The sequence below is a fragment of the Streptomyces sp. NPDC001410 genome, from assembly GCF_042895235.1.
Taxonomy (GTDB): domain Bacteria; phylum Actinomycetota; class Actinomycetes; order Streptomycetales; family Streptomycetaceae; genus Streptomyces.
Genome location: NZ_JBIAWE010000001.1, coordinates 223,696 through 239,886, shown reverse-complemented (window position 1 = coordinate 239,886; position 16,191 = coordinate 223,696). Strand labels below are relative to the sequence as shown.

Annotated in this window: 13 protein-coding genes and 1 pseudogene; 5 read left to right on the top strand and 9 right to left on the bottom strand. The window is 69.5% G+C overall.

Features of this window, described 5'->3' with window-relative positions:
• Positions 1-206: 206 nt before the first annotated feature.
• Together ACFY3C_RS01095 and ACFY3C_RS01090 are read right to left on the bottom strand one after the other, a co-directional pair.
• Complete coding sequence (locus tag ACFY3C_RS01095; protein WP_390769220.1) at positions 207-1,262, bottom strand: patatin-like phospholipase family protein; 1,056 nt, start codon at positions 1,260-1,262, stop codon at positions 207-209.
• A 301-nt stretch (positions 1,263-1,563) separates the two neighbouring features.
• Complete coding sequence (locus ACFY3C_RS01090) at positions 1,564-2,040, bottom strand: Hsp20/alpha crystallin family protein (RefSeq protein ID WP_390769219.1); 477 nt, start codon at positions 2,038-2,040, stop codon at positions 1,564-1,566.
• 628 nt (positions 2,041-2,668) lie between these two features.
• On the opposite strand from ACFY3C_RS01090, the gene ACFY3C_RS01085 reads away from it, so the two are divergent.
• Both ACFY3C_RS01085 and ACFY3C_RS01080 read left to right on the top strand, forming a co-directional pair.
• Entirely contained in the window at positions 2,669-3,133 is a 465-nt protein-coding gene (locus ACFY3C_RS01085; protein ID WP_390769218.1) for a universal stress protein, read from the top strand.
• A gap of 1,067 nt (positions 3,134-4,200) precedes the next feature.
• Positions 4,201-4,437: a hypothetical protein gene (locus tag ACFY3C_RS01080; protein WP_390769217.1), complete on the top strand. Its 237-nt coding sequence runs from the start codon at positions 4,201-4,203 to the stop codon at positions 4,435-4,437.
• Between the two features lie 628 nt (positions 4,438-5,065).
• Here the strand turns inward: ACFY3C_RS01080 and ACFY3C_RS01075 are convergent.
• From ACFY3C_RS01075 to ACFY3C_RS01055, 5 genes are all read right to left on the bottom strand, one after another.
• Positions 5,066-5,569 (bottom strand): hypothetical protein, encoded by a 504-nt coding sequence (locus ACFY3C_RS01075; RefSeq protein WP_390769216.1) that lies wholly within the window; start codon positions 5,567-5,569, stop codon positions 5,066-5,068.
• 35 nt (positions 5,570-5,604) lie between these two features.
• Positions 5,605-6,633: a zinc-binding dehydrogenase gene (locus ACFY3C_RS01070; RefSeq protein ID WP_390769534.1), complete on the bottom strand. Its 1,029-nt coding sequence runs from the start codon at positions 6,631-6,633 to the stop codon at positions 5,605-5,607.
• Positions 6,634-7,024: 391 nt separating this feature from the next.
• Positions 7,025-7,234, bottom strand: a complete 210-nt coding sequence (locus tag ACFY3C_RS01065; RefSeq protein WP_390769215.1) for a BON domain-containing protein — start codon at positions 7,232-7,234, stop codon at positions 7,025-7,027.
• Positions 7,231-7,842: a CBS domain-containing protein gene (locus ACFY3C_RS01060; RefSeq protein WP_390769214.1), complete on the bottom strand. Its 612-nt coding sequence runs from the start codon at positions 7,840-7,842 to the stop codon at positions 7,231-7,233. The genes ACFY3C_RS01065 and ACFY3C_RS01060 overlap by 4 nt, the downstream gene beginning before the upstream one ends.
• A 688-nt stretch (positions 7,843-8,530) precedes the next feature.
• Positions 8,531-9,886, bottom strand: coding sequence for a GAF domain-containing protein (locus ACFY3C_RS01055; RefSeq protein WP_390769213.1), 1,356 nt, complete (start codon positions 9,884-9,886; stop codon positions 8,531-8,533).
• 136 nt (positions 9,887-10,022) lie between these two features.
• On the opposite strand from ACFY3C_RS01055, the gene ACFY3C_RS01050 reads away from it, so the two are divergent.
• Entirely contained in the window at positions 10,023-10,268 is a 246-nt protein-coding gene (locus ACFY3C_RS01050; protein WP_390769212.1) for a CBS domain-containing protein, read from the top strand.
• Between the two features lie 556 nt (positions 10,269-10,824).
• Here ACFY3C_RS01050 and ACFY3C_RS01045 read toward each other — a convergent pair.
• The gene (locus ACFY3C_RS01045) at positions 10,825-11,028 is read right to left on the bottom strand and encodes a cold-shock protein (RefSeq protein ID WP_390769211.1); all 204 of its coding nucleotides are present in this window, start codon (positions 11,026-11,028) and stop codon (positions 10,825-10,827) included.
• Between the two features lie 771 nt (positions 11,029-11,799).
• Between ACFY3C_RS01045 and ACFY3C_RS01040 the strand changes: the two genes are divergently transcribed.
• Both ACFY3C_RS01040 and ACFY3C_RS01035 read left to right on the top strand, forming a co-directional pair.
• Positions 11,800-12,900: a hypothetical protein gene (locus ACFY3C_RS01040; RefSeq protein WP_390769210.1), complete on the top strand. Its 1,101-nt coding sequence runs from the start codon at positions 11,800-11,802 to the stop codon at positions 12,898-12,900.
• Positions 12,901-12,966: 66 nt separating this feature from the next.
• Complete coding sequence (locus ACFY3C_RS01035; protein WP_390769209.1) at positions 12,967-13,839, top strand: universal stress protein; 873 nt, start codon at positions 12,967-12,969, stop codon at positions 13,837-13,839.
• 158 nt (positions 13,840-13,997) lie between these two features.
• On the opposite strand, the pseudogene polX reads toward ACFY3C_RS01035, so the two are convergent.
• Positions 13,998-15,724, bottom strand: a pseudogene (gene polX, locus ACFY3C_RS01030) (DNA polymerase/3'-5' exonuclease PolX).
• Positions 15,725-16,191: the final 467 nt, after the last annotated feature.

Here is a 16,191-nt window from a genome sequence, read left to right as displayed (position 1 = left end):
CCTTCGCCGGCGATTTTTCGGAGCCGATGCGTCCTGGCTGTATCAGCGGGCTGGTGCTCCTCGCCCCGTACGACCTCGTCGGCCACTTGGCCATCGATGCCCGGACTCTGCGAAACCCAAGGCAGCTCAGTTGACCTGGCGGGCTCAAAGCCGCCTGATCGTGGCCCGGTCTTTGGTGGTGGCCGGCGGCGTGGAACTCCGCTCTGTCAGCCTGCGCGTCGGCCCGCCGTGCCTGGCTCGACCGGTGTGCTTCTCTGCTGCGGGCAGGGCCTGCGCAAGTCTGCGGCGGTCGTTTGCAGCGAGGTCTCCAGGACGGCCAGTCGCTGTTGTGGGTCCATCAGATTCGCGCCCATGGCTGCCAGATCCTTTGGCCCGGGAACGATCAGCCGAACCCGAGTGCCTGCCTCCCGTACGAGTTGGGCTTCGTGCAGCAGGCGCCGGGTCGCGATTCCGCGCAGGCGGCGCTCGACTCTGGCGGGGATACTGCGCGGGTGGTCCATCCGGCGGGCGGAGGTGGGTGCCAGGACGAACACCTCGTCCAGTTCCTCTCCGGCCATCAGGTCGAGGTTGGTGTCCGACCAGGCGCAACCGTCCACGTACCGTCGCCCGTCGATCGGCACGGGCTCGAACCAGGCGGGCAGGGCACAGGAAGCCGTCACTGCGGAGGCCAGGCCGGTGCGCGGGGCGTCGGGTGCCCCGAACAGCACGCGCGTACCGCTGTCGAGGTCGACCGCGACCACGCGCAGCGCCGGGTTGGCGGACCAGCGGTCGGTCATCCCAAGCTGACGGAACAGGTCGTGCACGCCGCTGAGGCTTCCCCGCCCCGGCGGTGCGCAGGCGGCGAGCAGGGTCGTGAACGGCATCCGGTGCGGGTGCCTGGCCAGGCTCCCCAGCAGTTTGACCGACCCGATGCCCGGCCTGGGGAGGTGCGGCAGCGCGCCGCCGACCCACGTGTCGTAGTCCACGTGGACCTGGTCGAACGGGCCGGACGGCACCGCCTCGCCCCGCTGATGGTCGCGCAGGTCACGCGGACGCGCCCCGAGCGCCAGCATCGAGCCCACGATGGAACCCGCGGAGGTGCCCAGGATCACGTCTGCGGTGCGCGGATCCCATCCGTAGGCGTCCTCCAGCGCGCACAGCGCTCCGATCGTCCACGCGGCGCCGAGGCTTCCGCCGGCACCGAGTACCAGGCCCCGGCGCCGACCGGGAGCCGAACGCGGCGTGTCCGAATGCCTGCGGCCCCCCGTCACCTGCGACGTCATTTCCAGCCGCCTCTCCTCACGTGTCCATCGGCCGACGCTGTCACCAGCTTCCCGGACAACAACGCAGGAGGAGTATCCCAAAATTCCTTCATTTGCCACATTTGCGGCGACCGTCAGGGTGCGCACCACGTCGACCAGCCAGGCACTTTGGGGGAGGTTGCGGGGCGACGGGTTCCGTCCCCGACGGCTCGACTGCCGAGGGGCGGTACCGGACCAGGCCGGATGACGACGGTGGCGGCCTTGCCGCCCATACGACGGGGCGGGCGACGCCAACCGCCCCGTCACCTTGCCTTGCTGCGGTTCAGGCCTGGGTGATCTCGATGTGCCGCGGCTTGGCCTCCTGGGCCTTGGGGACGGTGACGGTCAGCACCCCGTCGGCCAACGTCGCCGTGATCTCTTCGGCCTTGGCGTCGGAAGGCAGCAGTGCCCGGTATTCGAACCGCCCGGCGCGCCGGGTGCTGCGACGCAGCACGCCTTCACGTTCGCGTTCCTTGTACTCGCCGGTGATGCACAGTTCGTGCTCGCTGATCTCGACGTCGATGTCCTCGCGCTTGATGCCGGGCAGTTCGGCCTCGACCACGTAGGCGTCGTCCGTTTCCTGCAGGTCGGCCAGGGGCGCCCAGGTGCCGACCGCAGGGGTGACGCCGGCGGCCTCCAGGAACCGGTTCATCCGCTCGAAGAGTTCGTTGAATTCGGCGGCGATCGGTTCGCTCCAGCTCAGGGCTGGAAACGGCCGCTCCAGGAGCTGGCCGGGCCGGTGGCGTACGGGCAGGTTCATCGCGGTTCACCTCCGCGAACGACGGCATTCGGGTCATTTCCATGCTCCGCGCCTTCGCCTCGCCTGGCGAATCGGGGACCGGATCGCAGCAAGCGCGGCCCTCTGCCACGGATCCCAGCCTCCCTCGACCGCAACCGGAGCAGACGTCCCAGCAGGCTCCGGCTCCCGTACACCGGCCTGCGCCACCAGTTCGGCCACGGTCTCCCGCGTGATCACCAATCGCGACAGCTTCTCGCGCTCGGCCTCCAACCGCACCGTCAACTCCGAGAATTCCGCCTTGAGTTCCTCAATGCGGCGCGAACCGCTGCCTCCCGCGACTCCAACTCCTCGCGCAATGAGCCCATCGACGCCCCCTTTGCCGCCACGGCAGAAGGATCCCTACCCGCCCCACCCGCGATCAGCGTTCCTCCAGCTCAGCCCTTCCCTTCAGAAGAACCGGCACGCTTTTGAGTATGCGCCCGGCCGACGGTGTACTGCGCGGGGCGTTGGGCCCATGGAGTGACTCGAACTCCGGGAAGCCGGCGGATCTGCTCTTGTGCCCTCGAGATCCGCTGACTGAGGTGGCGGCCCGCTGCTGCCACGGGGATGGTGGAAAGGGAGAACCAGGCGCGGACCAGGCAGGTGTGTAATGAGCAACGAAGCGACGTCCGCTCCGCGGATCGTGGTGGGTGTCGACGGCTCCGAACCGTCGAAGGAAGCCCTGCGGTGGGCGGTCGCCCAGGCGAAGCTGATGGGTGGTGTGGTCGACGCGATCATTGCCTGGGACTTCCCGACGGCCTGGCACGGCTTGGCGCCGCCCACAGACAAGGATCCGGCTGACTACCAGAAGCAAGTACGCAAGATCCTGGACCGGGCGATCGACGAGGCCCTCGGCCCGGGCCCGGGACGGCCGGTCGACCTCCGCCCCATCTCGGCCCACGGACACCCGGCCGCCGTCCTGCTCGATGCCGCCGCAGGAGCGCAGTTGCTGGTAGTAGGCAACCGAGGGCACGGCGGATTCCGTGAGGCACTACTGGGCTCGGTCGGCCAGCACTGCGTGCAGCACGCCCCGTGCCCAGTAGTCGTGATCCGCGGCTCCGGCCACGGAGCCTGAACAGTGGGCGTATGTCCCCCACTGGCCGGCCGGCGGGAGATGTCTGTCCCGGCGTGCGGCGTGAGGCTCGACCGCATGCGGCCGCTACCGCGCGACTTTGCGAAGTCCACTGCCACCAGGGGGCGGTGGGGGCGCAGGTTCAGTGACAAGGCAGGCTGGCCGCTGACGGGCGTGGCCCGGCGGGCCCGCTTTTCCTGCGTCCGCCCAGGGCACCAGGGGTCACCTGCGCGGGGTGCGCAGGGCGTGGATGGCCACGTCGTCGTGGCCATCGCATGCCGGGGCGAACGGCGAACCGGTGGTGTGGCTCCGCCCGGAGTGCCCGCATGATCGCGCGCGTGTTGGGCGCGGTGGCGGACGGCAGACGAGAGGGAAGAGGAGACAGTACGGGACGGGACGACTGGAAGACGGCGGCGGGCTCGCGCGTGTGGATCGGGGCGGATCGGCGCGGAGGGTTCGTCTGGTGGGACGGGTGCCGACGGCGGATCCGGATCATCGGTGCGGGTCCTGCTCGGTTCGCCGCTCGGCAGCGCGCAAACACCTGCCGGACCTAGCGGAAATGGCCCCTCGGCGGGCTGGGGTTTCCTCTGTTACGGGTCTGCCCCTGCTTGTGAGACGTGGGTCGTTCGGCGCACTCTCAGGGCATGGGCGGCCAGACTTCAGGGCCTCCGCCGTGCCACTCGATCAGGGGCGAGTCGATCACATCGACTTCGTCCACGTCCTGGACATGCCGACCGCCTCTCTCGGTCGGCGGGGACACGGTCACGCGACGTTCGGCCATACCCCCAGCGCCTCACCCGGTGTGGGTGCACGCGCATGCGGGAGAGGGCTGTCAGTGACGCCCCTGCTCTCCGACGTGCGGTTCGGGATTCCGGGCCAGGCGGGCGCCCGGACGGTTGCCTGGTATTCGCAACTGCAGTTCATGTCCCGGGGCCGTTGACATCCCCATCTTCGAGGCATAGGACAAAAGGCGTAAAGCATATGAATCTATGCATTCCTGGATCTTGGGTGGTCCCGGGCGGCCACGCCAGAACTCCTTGACTTGTGTGCCGCGAGACGGAGGTGAACACATGAGCGACACCGAACAAGAACCTCAGGAACCCGAGGAGACCTCGACCGAAGGCGAGCAGCCGGCGGCCGAAGCGGAGGAGGTCACGGAAGGCGCGGAGGCGGAAGCCCCCGCGACCGGTGAGACGGCAGAATCCGAGGAGACCTCGACCGAAGGCGAACAGCCCACAGCCGAAACGGAGAAGGAGGAAGTAGAGGCGCCGAAGGCTGAGAGTGAGGAGTCGGCTGAGGGTGAGTAAGGGTGATCGTATCCTGGCAAGATGATCACGTCAGGTGATCGACGGATAGTGCCCTTTCCAGGAGGCCGGAGGAGAACGCGCCGACCCCGGCATTCTCCTCCGGTCGACGCTTCTTCTTCCCCGCGCCGTTTGGTCATGTCCCGGGGGAGTTGTGCAGACCACCGGGCGACGTCACTCCAGGTGCCTCATGCCCTGCACGCCCCCGACTACCCGACTGGCCAAGCGGATCGAGCAATCTGCGGGCTGCGGGCAAGAGCTGTGCTGATCCGCTGGGGCTGACCTGGACGGTTACTCCGTCGTTGCCCCGCTTGGCAATGATGTTGACGCTGAACTCATCCTGGTACTTGGAAATCGTCGTCCATCCCTCTCGGGCCAGAGTGTCCACGTAGAACGCCCCCACCTTGCTGACGGGTCGCCGGAGTGCAGCAGAGTGGACCCGTCGACGTGGCTGGTCACCGTTGCGCCCGGGTAGGTGGGCATCGACTCTGAGGGCGAGCGTCTTGGACGGTGTCCCCGACGGTGATGAGGACTGGCTGGGGGGTGTCGGCGCGGGGGCCGGGTTGTTGGAACGCGCCGAGTGTGATGAGAACCGCAGTGACACCCGCGGAACTTTCAGGCGGTGCCGGGCTCAGCCGCCTGTGCCCGTCGTGCGCGTCCGACGCTCCGCCAGCTGTCGAAGGATCACCCAGCGTGTCACGGCGTATCCGAGCAGGCCGGTGTACACGGCCATGAACAGCACGAATCCCGCCAGGGAAAGACCGGACAGCCCCAGGGCACCGAGCAGCCGCAGCGTGACGGTGGCGACGACCGCCACTCCCAGCCCGAGCAGCAGGCCAAGAGCCCACCATCGTGCGGGTAGCCGCGCCAGCACACGTCCTGCTCTGGGCGGTTCGTCCGTCGCCCTGACGCGTCCGGCGTCGAGATCGTGGCGCACCCCTGCGGAGACGAACAGCGAGACCAGCAGCGACAGCAGGATCGAGGTCACGAAGACGTCAACGACGATGCCGCTGTTCCCGGCGAGCAGCACGGAGCGCGTCCGGCGATGGCCGAGCCAGGTGATCGGTGAGTTGATCACCACGGTGATGATCGCGCAGATCGTCCCTTGCCTGCGCATGTACGAGGTCACCGACATACGAGTTCTCCGTGCACGCCGGGGCGCGGTCCCGGCTACGGCTTGACCACGATCCGGACTGGGTTGCCTTCCTTCGTCTGTAGCCGCTCGACACCCCGGGTGACCTCTTCCAGGGGCAGTACGTCGGAGACCGAGCGGGACAGGTCGAGGCGGCCGGAGGCCAGCAGGCGCATGAGCTGGGTGAGGTGGCGGCGGGTGTAGCCGTCGTGGCCGAGGACGGAGTGGTTGTAGTAGCCGAAGAGGATCGTGTTCTCGGTGAGACGGATCGGCTCCGGCGACATTCCGATCATGACAGCCCGTCCATACCGGCCGAGACAGGAGACCGCCTGGTCGAGCGTGCTGTTGACGCCGGAGAGTTCGGCCGTCAGGTCCAGCCCCTCGCCGTCGGTGAGCCGCCGTACCTCCTCGGGCACGTCAGCCGTGCCCGGGTCCAGGGCATGGTCGGCTCCGGCCTCCAGGGCCCGTCGGCGGGCGGCGTCGAGAGTGTCGACGGCGATGATCAGGCTCGCCCCTGCCAGGCGGGCGATCTGAACGGCGTGCACGCCGAGGCCACCGACCCCCCACACGCCGACGGTCTCGCCAGGGCGCAGCCCACCTCGCTCGACGAGTCCTGAGAACGGTGTGGCCACCGCGTCGGCGCAGATCGCCGCCTGCTCGATGGGCACCCCGTCGGGCACCTCCACCAACGTCTGGAACGGGGTGATGACGTACTCCGCCCAGGCGCCGTCCCAGTTCTGCCCCATCGTCTGGGGGGCAAGGCAGGCCAGGGCGTCCCCGCAGTGGCGGCAGGAGCCGCAAGCTCTCCCCGGCGCGATGACCACCCGCTGGCCCGGCTGCCAATACGGCACGTCGGCCCCCACCTGGGCGATGGTGCCCGCCGGCTCGTGGCCTGGGGTGACCTCCTCCAGCGGGCAGTCGATGGTGCCATCGATCATGTGTACGTCCGACAGGCATATCCCGCAGGCTTCAACACGGACCAGCACTTCCGCCGGCCCCGGCTGCGGCACCGGCACCTCCTCCACCCGCAATCGGCGACCGGCACGGGAAAAACGCGCCGCACGCATGGTCGCCGTCGTCATCGGTTCACCTCCACAATGCCGGCAGTCAGGGTACGGCTGATACTCGGTCGCCTATCGGAGTAAATGCCAGATCATTACCCTTTTGTGAGAGTTGAAACCATCCGGCCTCCCAGCGGGCACCGACCGGCGCCCGCCCACACCACACCGCGGTCCGGGCCATCGGTTCCCACTTGTGCGGTGTGGCTTGGTGGCTGGGTCTCCATTGGAGCGAAGGCGTGCACTGCCCGGTATGGCGGGGTGAAACATGCCCGGTATTGCGCGCGCTCGCCAGGTGGCTGGCGGGATGCGCAGGCGAGGCCAGGGCCTGGACGGGGCACGGCGACTGTGGATGTGCGCTGGAGGACTGCATGGCCGGTGGACGGGGTGGTCCGCCGCGTCAGGCCGTGGTTCCGCTGACGTGGTCGAGCAGCTTGGGAAGGAGATCCACATCCAGCTGTCCCTCAACGGTCACCACGCCGTTCTCCACCTCCACCCGGAAGGTGGCCGGGTCAAGGAGGAGGTCCCCCCTGAGGATCCGGCCCTCGATCTCTTCCTTGATCTCGGCATCGTCGCGTACCAGGGATCGCAGCAAGTCGATCCGGCTCACGACGCCCACCAGCCGGCCCAGATGGTCGGCAGCCGCTTGAGGCGGGAGCGTGCGGCACTCCAGGCGGCATCGGTGACCAGGTCCCCGGGATGCACGGTGATGGCCGGGTACGTCATGAGCGTGGCGGCCGTCTCGCCGCGGCTCTTTTCGTAGAGGCGGTGCTCGCGCAGCCTGGCCAGCGGGCCGGGGCGGTGCGGGGTGGACATGACGGCGGCCTTGGCCAGCAGGTCGGATTCGGAGACCACTCCGATCACATGGTCCTCGGCATCGACGACGGGTACGGCGCTCACGTGCTCGTGGCACAGCGTGTGGGCGACGTCCAGGAACGGTGTGTCCCCGCGGACGGAGACGGCGGGGACAGTCATGACCTGGCGCACGCGCGGTGCGGGCGGCCGTCGGGGCGTCGCAGCCTCGCGCTCGTGAATCGGCCTTGTCCCCTCGTCGGGGACGGGTTCTGGTGCGGCGGCCTGTGAGGCCGCGGCCGCGGCGACGGCTGCGAGATATCGCCGTAGCATCTCCTCCCGGCGTTCTTCTTCCGGTGTCCAGACGCGCCGCGGAACGGTCAGACGGGCCTCCTTGCCAACGGTCTGGCGATCGAAGTCGCTCACGGCAACCTCCTGATGAGAGTGGCCCGTCACCTACCCGGTCAATGTCGCACCGATCCGATCAGCCTGCCGCTGGATGAAAGAGGCAGTGCGTAGGGCTGCCGACTCGGTGCCACGCAGTCTTTTCCCATGGGGAGATCTGGCCGCCCGTCGGGCCTCGACGCCCGGGTGCCCGGCCTCAAGTGCGTTCACCGCCGCCCGCGACCTGCTCCCCTTCGCGGGTCCGCGGGAAAGCCGTGGGACGGCGGGCGGCCGGAGAACAAGGCTGTGAGGGGGCCGCAGGTATAGAGCGCGACCACCATCCACCGGCTCCCAGCCCCCGTCGGCAGGAGGCGAAGCGGCCGCTGCACCCACATCACCATCACGACGAGCGTCACCAGTACTGCCGTCAGGAGCGCGATCCAGGCGGCGCGCAGGGGGCCCACCACTGCGCCGCCCCGATCGTCGGCTGAGGCAACACCACACCCCCGCCCGGGCCCCTGCCCGATCCGCGGGCCCGGGCGAACCGCGAGGAAACCCTGGCCGCCGGGCAAGGGGCCCAACAGACAGTCCAGCAGCCGGTGCCCAACAGGCGACAGAGGCCGCTCTCCGCCCCCTGCCCGCACCGCCCGGCGCGAGCAGGGGGCGGAGACGGACATCGTCGGTGCTCACTGCGGTGTGCGGGGCGGCGTCGCTCAGCGCCTGGCTGCGGTCACCCGGCACCGTGGTCCCGGTCCTTCGGGCTCTCTCCTGACGTATGCAGCCCGAAGATCACGGAGCGGATGATCTTGATGGTGGTGTCGAGATCGTCCAGGGTCCGGGCCAGCCGCTCCGCGGCCTCAGGGTGCTCCACGAACGGCTGGACGCCGTGCAGGCCCAGACCCGATGCGAACAGCCGCTGGGTGACGATGTCGTGCAGGTCGTGGAGGATCCGCTCCCGTTCGCGCAGCAGGGCGACCTGTTCCGCTTCCTGCCGCCGGTCTGCCAGCTCCATCGCCACGGCCGCGTGTCCCGCGAAGTCGGCCAGCGGTCGGGTCTCGGCCGCGCCGAAGGCCGGGCGCCCCCGGTGGCGCGCCAGGAACAGCACACCGTGGACTGTCCTGCCCGTACTCATCGGGACGGCCACCGCGGGCCCGAACCCCGCCCATTGTCCGGCGTCCTCGGCAGCAGTCCGCGGATCGTGCACGATGTCGCTGGTCACCACGACTTCGCAGCCGCTGACCGCCGCCGCGAGAAATCCGTCCCGCGCCGAGAGCCGAAGGCCGGTGTTGTGCACTGCCGCCCCTTCGCCGTCCGCCAGGGCGGTGCGCAGGCCGTCCGTTTCCTCGGCGGGGACGAGGACGATGCCCAGGTCGGCGGAGACGTTCCGCCGGGCGTGCTCGATGACGAGCCGCAGCACCTCCTTCTGCGGCTGGTCCGACAGCAGACTGCTCGTGACCTCCCCGGCGGCGGTCGGCCAGGCCTGCCGACGTTGCCCCTCGGCGAGCAGGCGGGCGTTGTCTATGGCCACCCCGGCCGCAACTGCGAGCGTGCTGACGACCGACTCGTCCTCCGCGTCGAACTCCTTCGCCGACCGCTTGTTCGCGAGGTACAGGTTGCCGACGACCTCGTCCCGCACCCGCACGGGAACTCCCAGGAACGAGTGCATGGGTGGATGGTGCTCGGGGAAACCGTGGAAATCCGGGTGATCGTAGATCTCCGCGATCCGCACCGGCGCCGGGTGCCGGATCAGCAGGCTGAGGACTCCGTGGCCCTGCGGCAGCGCGCCGATGTGCTCCCGGACCTCGTCAGGGATTCCGACTGGTACGAACTCCACCAGCTCATGGTCCTCGCCGATCGCTCCGAGCGCCCCGTACTCGGCGTCCACCATCACGACAGCCGCCTCGACGACCTGCCGTAGCACCTGAGGCAACTCCAGCCCTCGGCCGACGGCCGGGACCGCCTCCAGCAGAGTACGCACCCGGTCCCGGGTCTCACGGATCGCGTTGACGCGCGGCTGCACCTCGTCCAGCACCTGGTCCAGATGCAGTCTCAGCGGCTCGTCCCCGTGCATGCTGCCCGCGCTCACCACGCCCTCCGTCTTGCGTCTGCCCGACGGTCCAGCCTCGGCTTCCACGGTAGAACGGGGCAGCTCACCGGGCCAGAGGCGCAGTCAGCCGCCAAGGCCGGCGGGCTGGTTCCTGGTTCCGCCGGCTGCAGCCCCCGTGGCGTCGCTGATCGCCGACTACTCACAGACCCGGACAGTGACGGTGGGTGAGGTGATGGTGCCGCTGTCGCGGACCACCGTTGCTGGTCCGGACGACTCACTGGCGGATCTGCTGCCCCGCATGGAGCCCGGCGCCGAGCACCGCGTCCTGGTGATGGACCAGAGCGGACTCGTCGGGATCCTGTCGTTGTCGGACGTCAGCCGTACGGTGACCTGGCTGATGGGTGCCGCCCCGAGGAGGTGAGAAGTCGATCGCGGAGCCCCCGGTCAACGGCCCATCCACCGCGCACGTCGGCGTCGTTGGGGTGCTCGGCCAGGTTCAGGAGGCCGGGTACGAGATGCTCTGGCGCTGTTGCACAGCCGGCGTGCGGTGTGGGCCTGGCTGTGCCGGGACCGACCTCGGCGTGCGCGACCAGACCCGCGATCGCCGAGGCACCCGAGGCACGCCAGCAAGAACTCGTACCTGTTTCGAGCGCACGGCGGAGTTGGCGAGGTGACCTACTCCAGGGCGACGCAGGGTAACCAAGTCCGGGAAGCGTCATAGCGGCTCACCTCCACCTCGGTCACGCATCCCGATCACTTCCAGGTCGGATCGCCCAGGCGCGCCCGGCGCCCCGAACACCACGGCGCTGCACTCTTCGGCGGCGGCCCCGATCCCAAGGTTCTGAGCGAGAACGGTCTCAAGGCGGGTCAGCGCGTGCCGCAGATGGTCGCGGCTGTTCGCGTAGCCCGCGGCGAGCGGTCCATGCTCGTCATCTCCGGGTTCGTCGGGCTGCCCGGTGTGGTCGCTCGCCATGCCACTACAGCGGTACGACCTGGTCGGCCTGTGGCCCCTTCGGCCCTTGGACGATGGTGAACTCGACCCGCTGGCCCTCCTCCAGGCTCTTGTAACCGGGCATGTGGGTGGCGCTGTAGTGAACGAAGAGGTTGTCGCCGCCCCCGTCGGGGGTGATGAACCCGAAGCCCTTGTCCACGCTGAACCACTGCGCTGTTCCTTGCGCCATCGCCATGTCCCTTGCAGGAGAGGTACCGAAGATCGGGACGCACTGTCCGTCGGCACGGTACAGGGCTGCGGCCACCGACCAGGTGCCGCCACGACGCGGACAGTTGCATGGCGCCTGGTGGGTGGCGGCCCTCTCGCCGACAGAACGCGGGACCCGACCGACACCGGGTCCGCTGCCAGTAGCGTCCGCCTGCTCAAAGTCGGCCCTTCGGCCTCACGAGGTTCGCCCGATGAGCGGCACGGGCGGCCTCGTCGCGGCCCGGCACTGCGCCGCCTGCCTGCTCCGGCCGTGTGGCCCTTGTCGACCGGAGCGACACCTTCGGGTTCGCGCCGAACCTGGACTCCGGTCTCGACAGGTACTGGCAGGAGCTTCTTTATGACACCGAGGTTGAGGACTGCCGCTGGATGCCGTGCACTTCGACTGCGGGTTCGCTCCACGGCCGTGCTGATCGCGGATTCGCCGCGACCCGCCGTGGCTCTGGAACCGAGTCGCCGTTGCTGCGGGCACCCGCGGCCGACGACCGTCCCAGGCGGCGCACGGCGGTTGCCTCGTTTCGCGTCCGCGCAGGCCGCGGATCCTCCCCTGCGGATTCGATCCGCGATCGGCATGCTCTGCGACCTGTGAGTTGGCGGTGCACCGTCCGGCGCGCAAAATCGGTGGCCGGGAGGTCTACTGGAAGCAGCGGAAGCGGGTTTGGGGTGACACCGAAAGCGGTGGCCGGGAGGGAGCGGCTCGGGGTGGCTCGGCCGGCCACCGTGATGAGGAGCGACCGTGGAACTGACCTTTCTCGATCCCGTGTACGCACGACCGGGCCCTTACGCCTGCGCCTACCTCGACACCTCCCGTGACGTCCGCAACCCGGAGGCGGCGATCAGGCTGCGGCGTCGGCATCTGCGTGAGGATCTGGCGCAGCAGGGGGCCGACAATGCCACCGTGGCTGTTGTCTCCGATGTGGCGGGCACGGACCGGGAGGTTTCCGGGCGACACGGGCAGGCCATCTTTGCGAGCCACGGCCACGTGGCCCTGGTGGAAGAACTGCCCGACCCGCCGGCGCACGACGCGGCCCGGTTCAGCGCCTTGCCCGACGTGATGCCGCTCGCGGTCCAGCACGCGCCGGACATCCCGTATGCCGCCGCCACCATGCACCGTGTGGCGCGCCCGGAGACCGGCGCGCCGGAAGAACTGGAGGTGGACATCCAGACGGGGAGGTGGCCGAGCAGCACCGTCGCACCTGGAACGCGTCACCACCGGAGTGGTCCTGCGGCCCGGTGGCCGCACGGCGCCGCCGAGGTCGCCGGTGAGCTGGCGGAGTTGGTCCACCGCACCCATGCCGAGGTGATCGTGCTGAGCGGGGACGCATGGGCGCTCAATGTCCTGGTGAACCGCATACCCGGCCCCTTGCGTGAGCGCGTGGTCACAGTCGCGGGTGACGGGCACACGGCCGGTGAGGGCCGGGCGCTGCTGGAGCAGGAGCTGAGCGAGGTCTTCCGGGGCCGGATGAGCGAGCGGGACCAGGCTCGGGTGGAAACGTTCCGGGCGCGGCGAACCCAGCACGCCGACGCGGTCGAGGGAATGCCTGCGGTCGTGGCCGCGTTGCAGCGCGCTCAGGCAGGCGCACTGCTGCTCAACACGCCCGTCGACCCGCCCGTGCGGCTGTGGGTGGGCTCCGAGCCGACGCAGATCGCTCTGTCAGCCGCCGACCTGGAGTCCTTCGGCGTCCTCGGTTTCCAGGAGGTACCACCCGGCGCGGCCTTGATCCGCGCACTGGTCCGCACCGGCGCGGAGCTGGTGGTCGTGCCGCGGGAGGAGTTGCCCCTGGAGGACGGGGTGGGGGTGCTGCTGCGGTACACCGAACCGGGGGTGCCGCTGTGACGCCCCGTCGCCCGGCCGGGGCCGAGACGGTGGGGTCTGTTCGGTGCCGGGAAGAGCTGATCGGGTATGTCTGAGGGACCGGTGGTGGTGGGGACGGACGGCTCGGCCGGAGCGGCCCGCGCCGTGCTGTGGGCCGCGCAGGAGGCCGCTCTGCGGCACCAGCCCCTGCACATCGTGTGCGCCGTCGACCTCGACCTGGCGCAGCGCCTGTCCGCCGAAACCACCCGGCGGGTCCGCGAGGCCGCCCAGTCGCTGGCGGCCGAAGCGGCGGCCGCGGCCTCCGACAGGGCGCCTGACCTGACGGTCACCACGGAGGTCGGCCGGGAACCCGTGGCGGACAGCCTGATATGGGCCGCATCGGCAGTGCCGCACGCCGGGGATGCCACGGTGACGATCGTCGTGGGTTCACGGGGGACGGGTGGTTTCTCCGCGCTGCTGCTGGGGTCGGTCGGGCTGACGGTGGCCGAACAGGCGACGTGTCCCGTGGCCGTCGTGCGTGGTACGGAGCGGCCGTCGAGCGGGGTGATCGTGGTGGGCGTACGGGATGAGGGGGACCTCGAAGCTGTGCGCTTCGCCGGGGAGACGGCCAGGCGGCGGAAGGCGACCTTGCGCCTGCTGAGTGCGTGGACCTACATCCAGTACGTCGGAAGCATGGTGCCCATGGCCGACGCGGTGCGGGGTGCCGTGGAGGCGAAGGCCGCGGCGAGCACGCGCGTGCTCGGCTCCGTCAAGGCGGAGTTCCCGGACCTCAAGGTGACCGAAGAGGTCGTGAGGGTCCCGTCGCCGGCCGGTGCACTGGTCGCGGCGTCCCTGGACGCGGATCTCGTCGTGGTCGGCGCACGCAGGCCCGCGCACCACGTAGGCCGTTCCCTGGGCCGGGTCACGCACGCCGTTCTGCAGCACGCGCACTGCCCGGTGGCTGTCGTCCCGCGGGGGTGACTTGTGTTGAACCGGTGCTCCGGCCCTGGCACCCTCGGCATTGCCTCGGCGCGCAGCCCGAGCAGGTAGGCGTCCCGCTTCAACGGGTTGGAACGGTGGTGGCAGGTCCCCGGTGACGGGGCATGCGATGCCTGTCGGGACGCCCGCGCAGCGCAGCCTCAGTCCGCCCAGTCTTTGCGCAGCAACCGGCGCAGCCGCAGCAGTGGCCATGTGTTGATCACATCGTCCGGGGTGAGCCAGCCGCGTTGTGCCGTGCCGATTCCGTAGCGGAGGTACGCGAGCTGGGGGACCGAGTGGGCTTCGGTGTCGATGGCGAACTTCGCACCGTGACTCCTGGCCCGGAGGATGTCCTCGTCGCCCAGGTCGAGGCGGTCGGGCTGGGCGTTGATCTCCAGGGCCGTGCCGGTGCGGGCACAGGCGGCGAACACCTCGTCGAGGTCGGCGTCGATGCCGGGCCGTTTGCCGATCAGGCGGGTGGTGGGGTGGCCGATGACGTTGATGTGGGGGGTTCTCGCAGGCGCGTACGATCCGCCGGGTCATCGTTTCGGTCGAGGTTGAAGTGGGAGTGGACGGAGGCCACGCAGATGTCGAAGCCCCGGAGGAACTCGTCGGGCCAGTCCACCTCCCCTTCGGCGCCTATGTTGAGTTCGGTGCCGTGCAGCAGTCGCATCCTGTGGTGCTTGCCGTCCAGTGACCGCACCTGCTCGCGCTGGGCCAGGATCTTCTCGTCGGTCATGCGCTGCATGTACAGGTTCGGTGCGTGGTCGGTGACCGCGTAGTACGCCTAGCCCCGCTCGGCGGCGGCTGCCACCATTTCCTCCAGTGAGGCGAGGCCGTCGGTGAGGTCGGTGTGGGTGTGCAGGTCGCCTTTGATGTCGTCCTCCGTCACGACCTCGGGCAGTTCGCCGCGCAGGCCGGCTTCGATCTCTCCTCGGTCCTCGCGCAGTGTGGGCGGGATCCATGGCAGGCCGAGCCTGGCGTACACCTCCTCCTCGGACCGGGAGGCGACCCGCTTCCCGCCCTCGGTTTCGAACAGGCCGTACTCGGAGAACTTCAGCCCCAGGCGGACGGCGATCGTGCGGGTACGGATGTTGTGCGCCTTCGAGCCGGTGAAGTACTGCAGACCGGCACCCCACGCGTCCGGTCGCACCACGCGCAGGTCGACCTGGACGCCCTTGACGGTACGGATCGAAGTCTTCTTCTCGCCGTGAGCGATGACCTCGGCGGTGGAGGGCAGCTCGGTGAGTGCGTCCATGAAGGGGGCCGACCGGCCGGCGGAGACGAGGATGTCGATGTCGCCGATGGTTTCCTTCATACGGCGCAGCGATTCGGCGTACGCGCAGTCTTCACAGTCCGTGATGCGGGAGAGTTCCGTGACGATGTCCTCGGCGGCCTCCATGGCGGCGCCCAGCGGGATCCGCCCTCCCGCCTGCTGCATGAGGGCGATGCCGTGCAGGATGTTCTCCTCGGTCTTCTCCCCGAAGCCCTTCAGATCGCGCACCTTCTCCGCCTTGATGGCGTCGGCCAGCTCGCCCACCGAGGAGATGTGCAGATCCTCGTAAAGCTCCATTGCCTTCTTGGGGCCGAGGGTGGGGATGGTGATGAGCTGGCGCACCCCTGCGGGAATCCTGGCCCGCCTCTCCTCGACCACCGTGACCTTGCCGGTGCGGAAGTACTCGATGACCTTCTCGGCGATCGACTTGCCCACGCCCGGGATTTCTTTCAGACCCGCGACGTCGAGGTGCGAAACATCGGCGGGGTAGCCGCCGACCGCGCGGGCGGCCTTTTCGTAGGCGCGCGCTTTGAACGCGTCGCCTCCGGTGATGGCGATGAGATCCGCATACTCCTGAAGGAGTGCCTCGACCTCCTCGTCGGGCCGGACCACGTCTCACAGTCTAGGAACCGACCTGTCCGACACGCCAGTTGAGGGCACGTGCCCGGTGGCACCACGACCGGAGGGAGGCGGTCGGACCTCGACGTGCTCTCCAGGCCCCTCCAGCGCGCGAAGCCATAGGCCCGAGGTTGTACTGGAGGAAAGCAGAATCCGCACAGCGAGAGATCCGAAGCGTGCGCGTGATCGATGACAAAGTGGTGCGCACACCGCGTATCACCCCCTGAGTGGCCGGGGCGCGGCCCGTGACCCGGCGGTCTTCCCTTGCGGGCGGGTTTTCCCGGGAGGTCTGATCCAGCGCCGCGCAAGTCGTGGCTGTGCCTGCGACACGCGCCCCGAGCGGCATTCGTCCCCGCCGGCCATCACGCGCACGCCTACCATGACGTGCCCATTCCGAGGCCGCCGAAGCACGCCCTCCCACAGCATCCGTGCCATGCCGGTGCGAGTCGCAGACCGGGCAG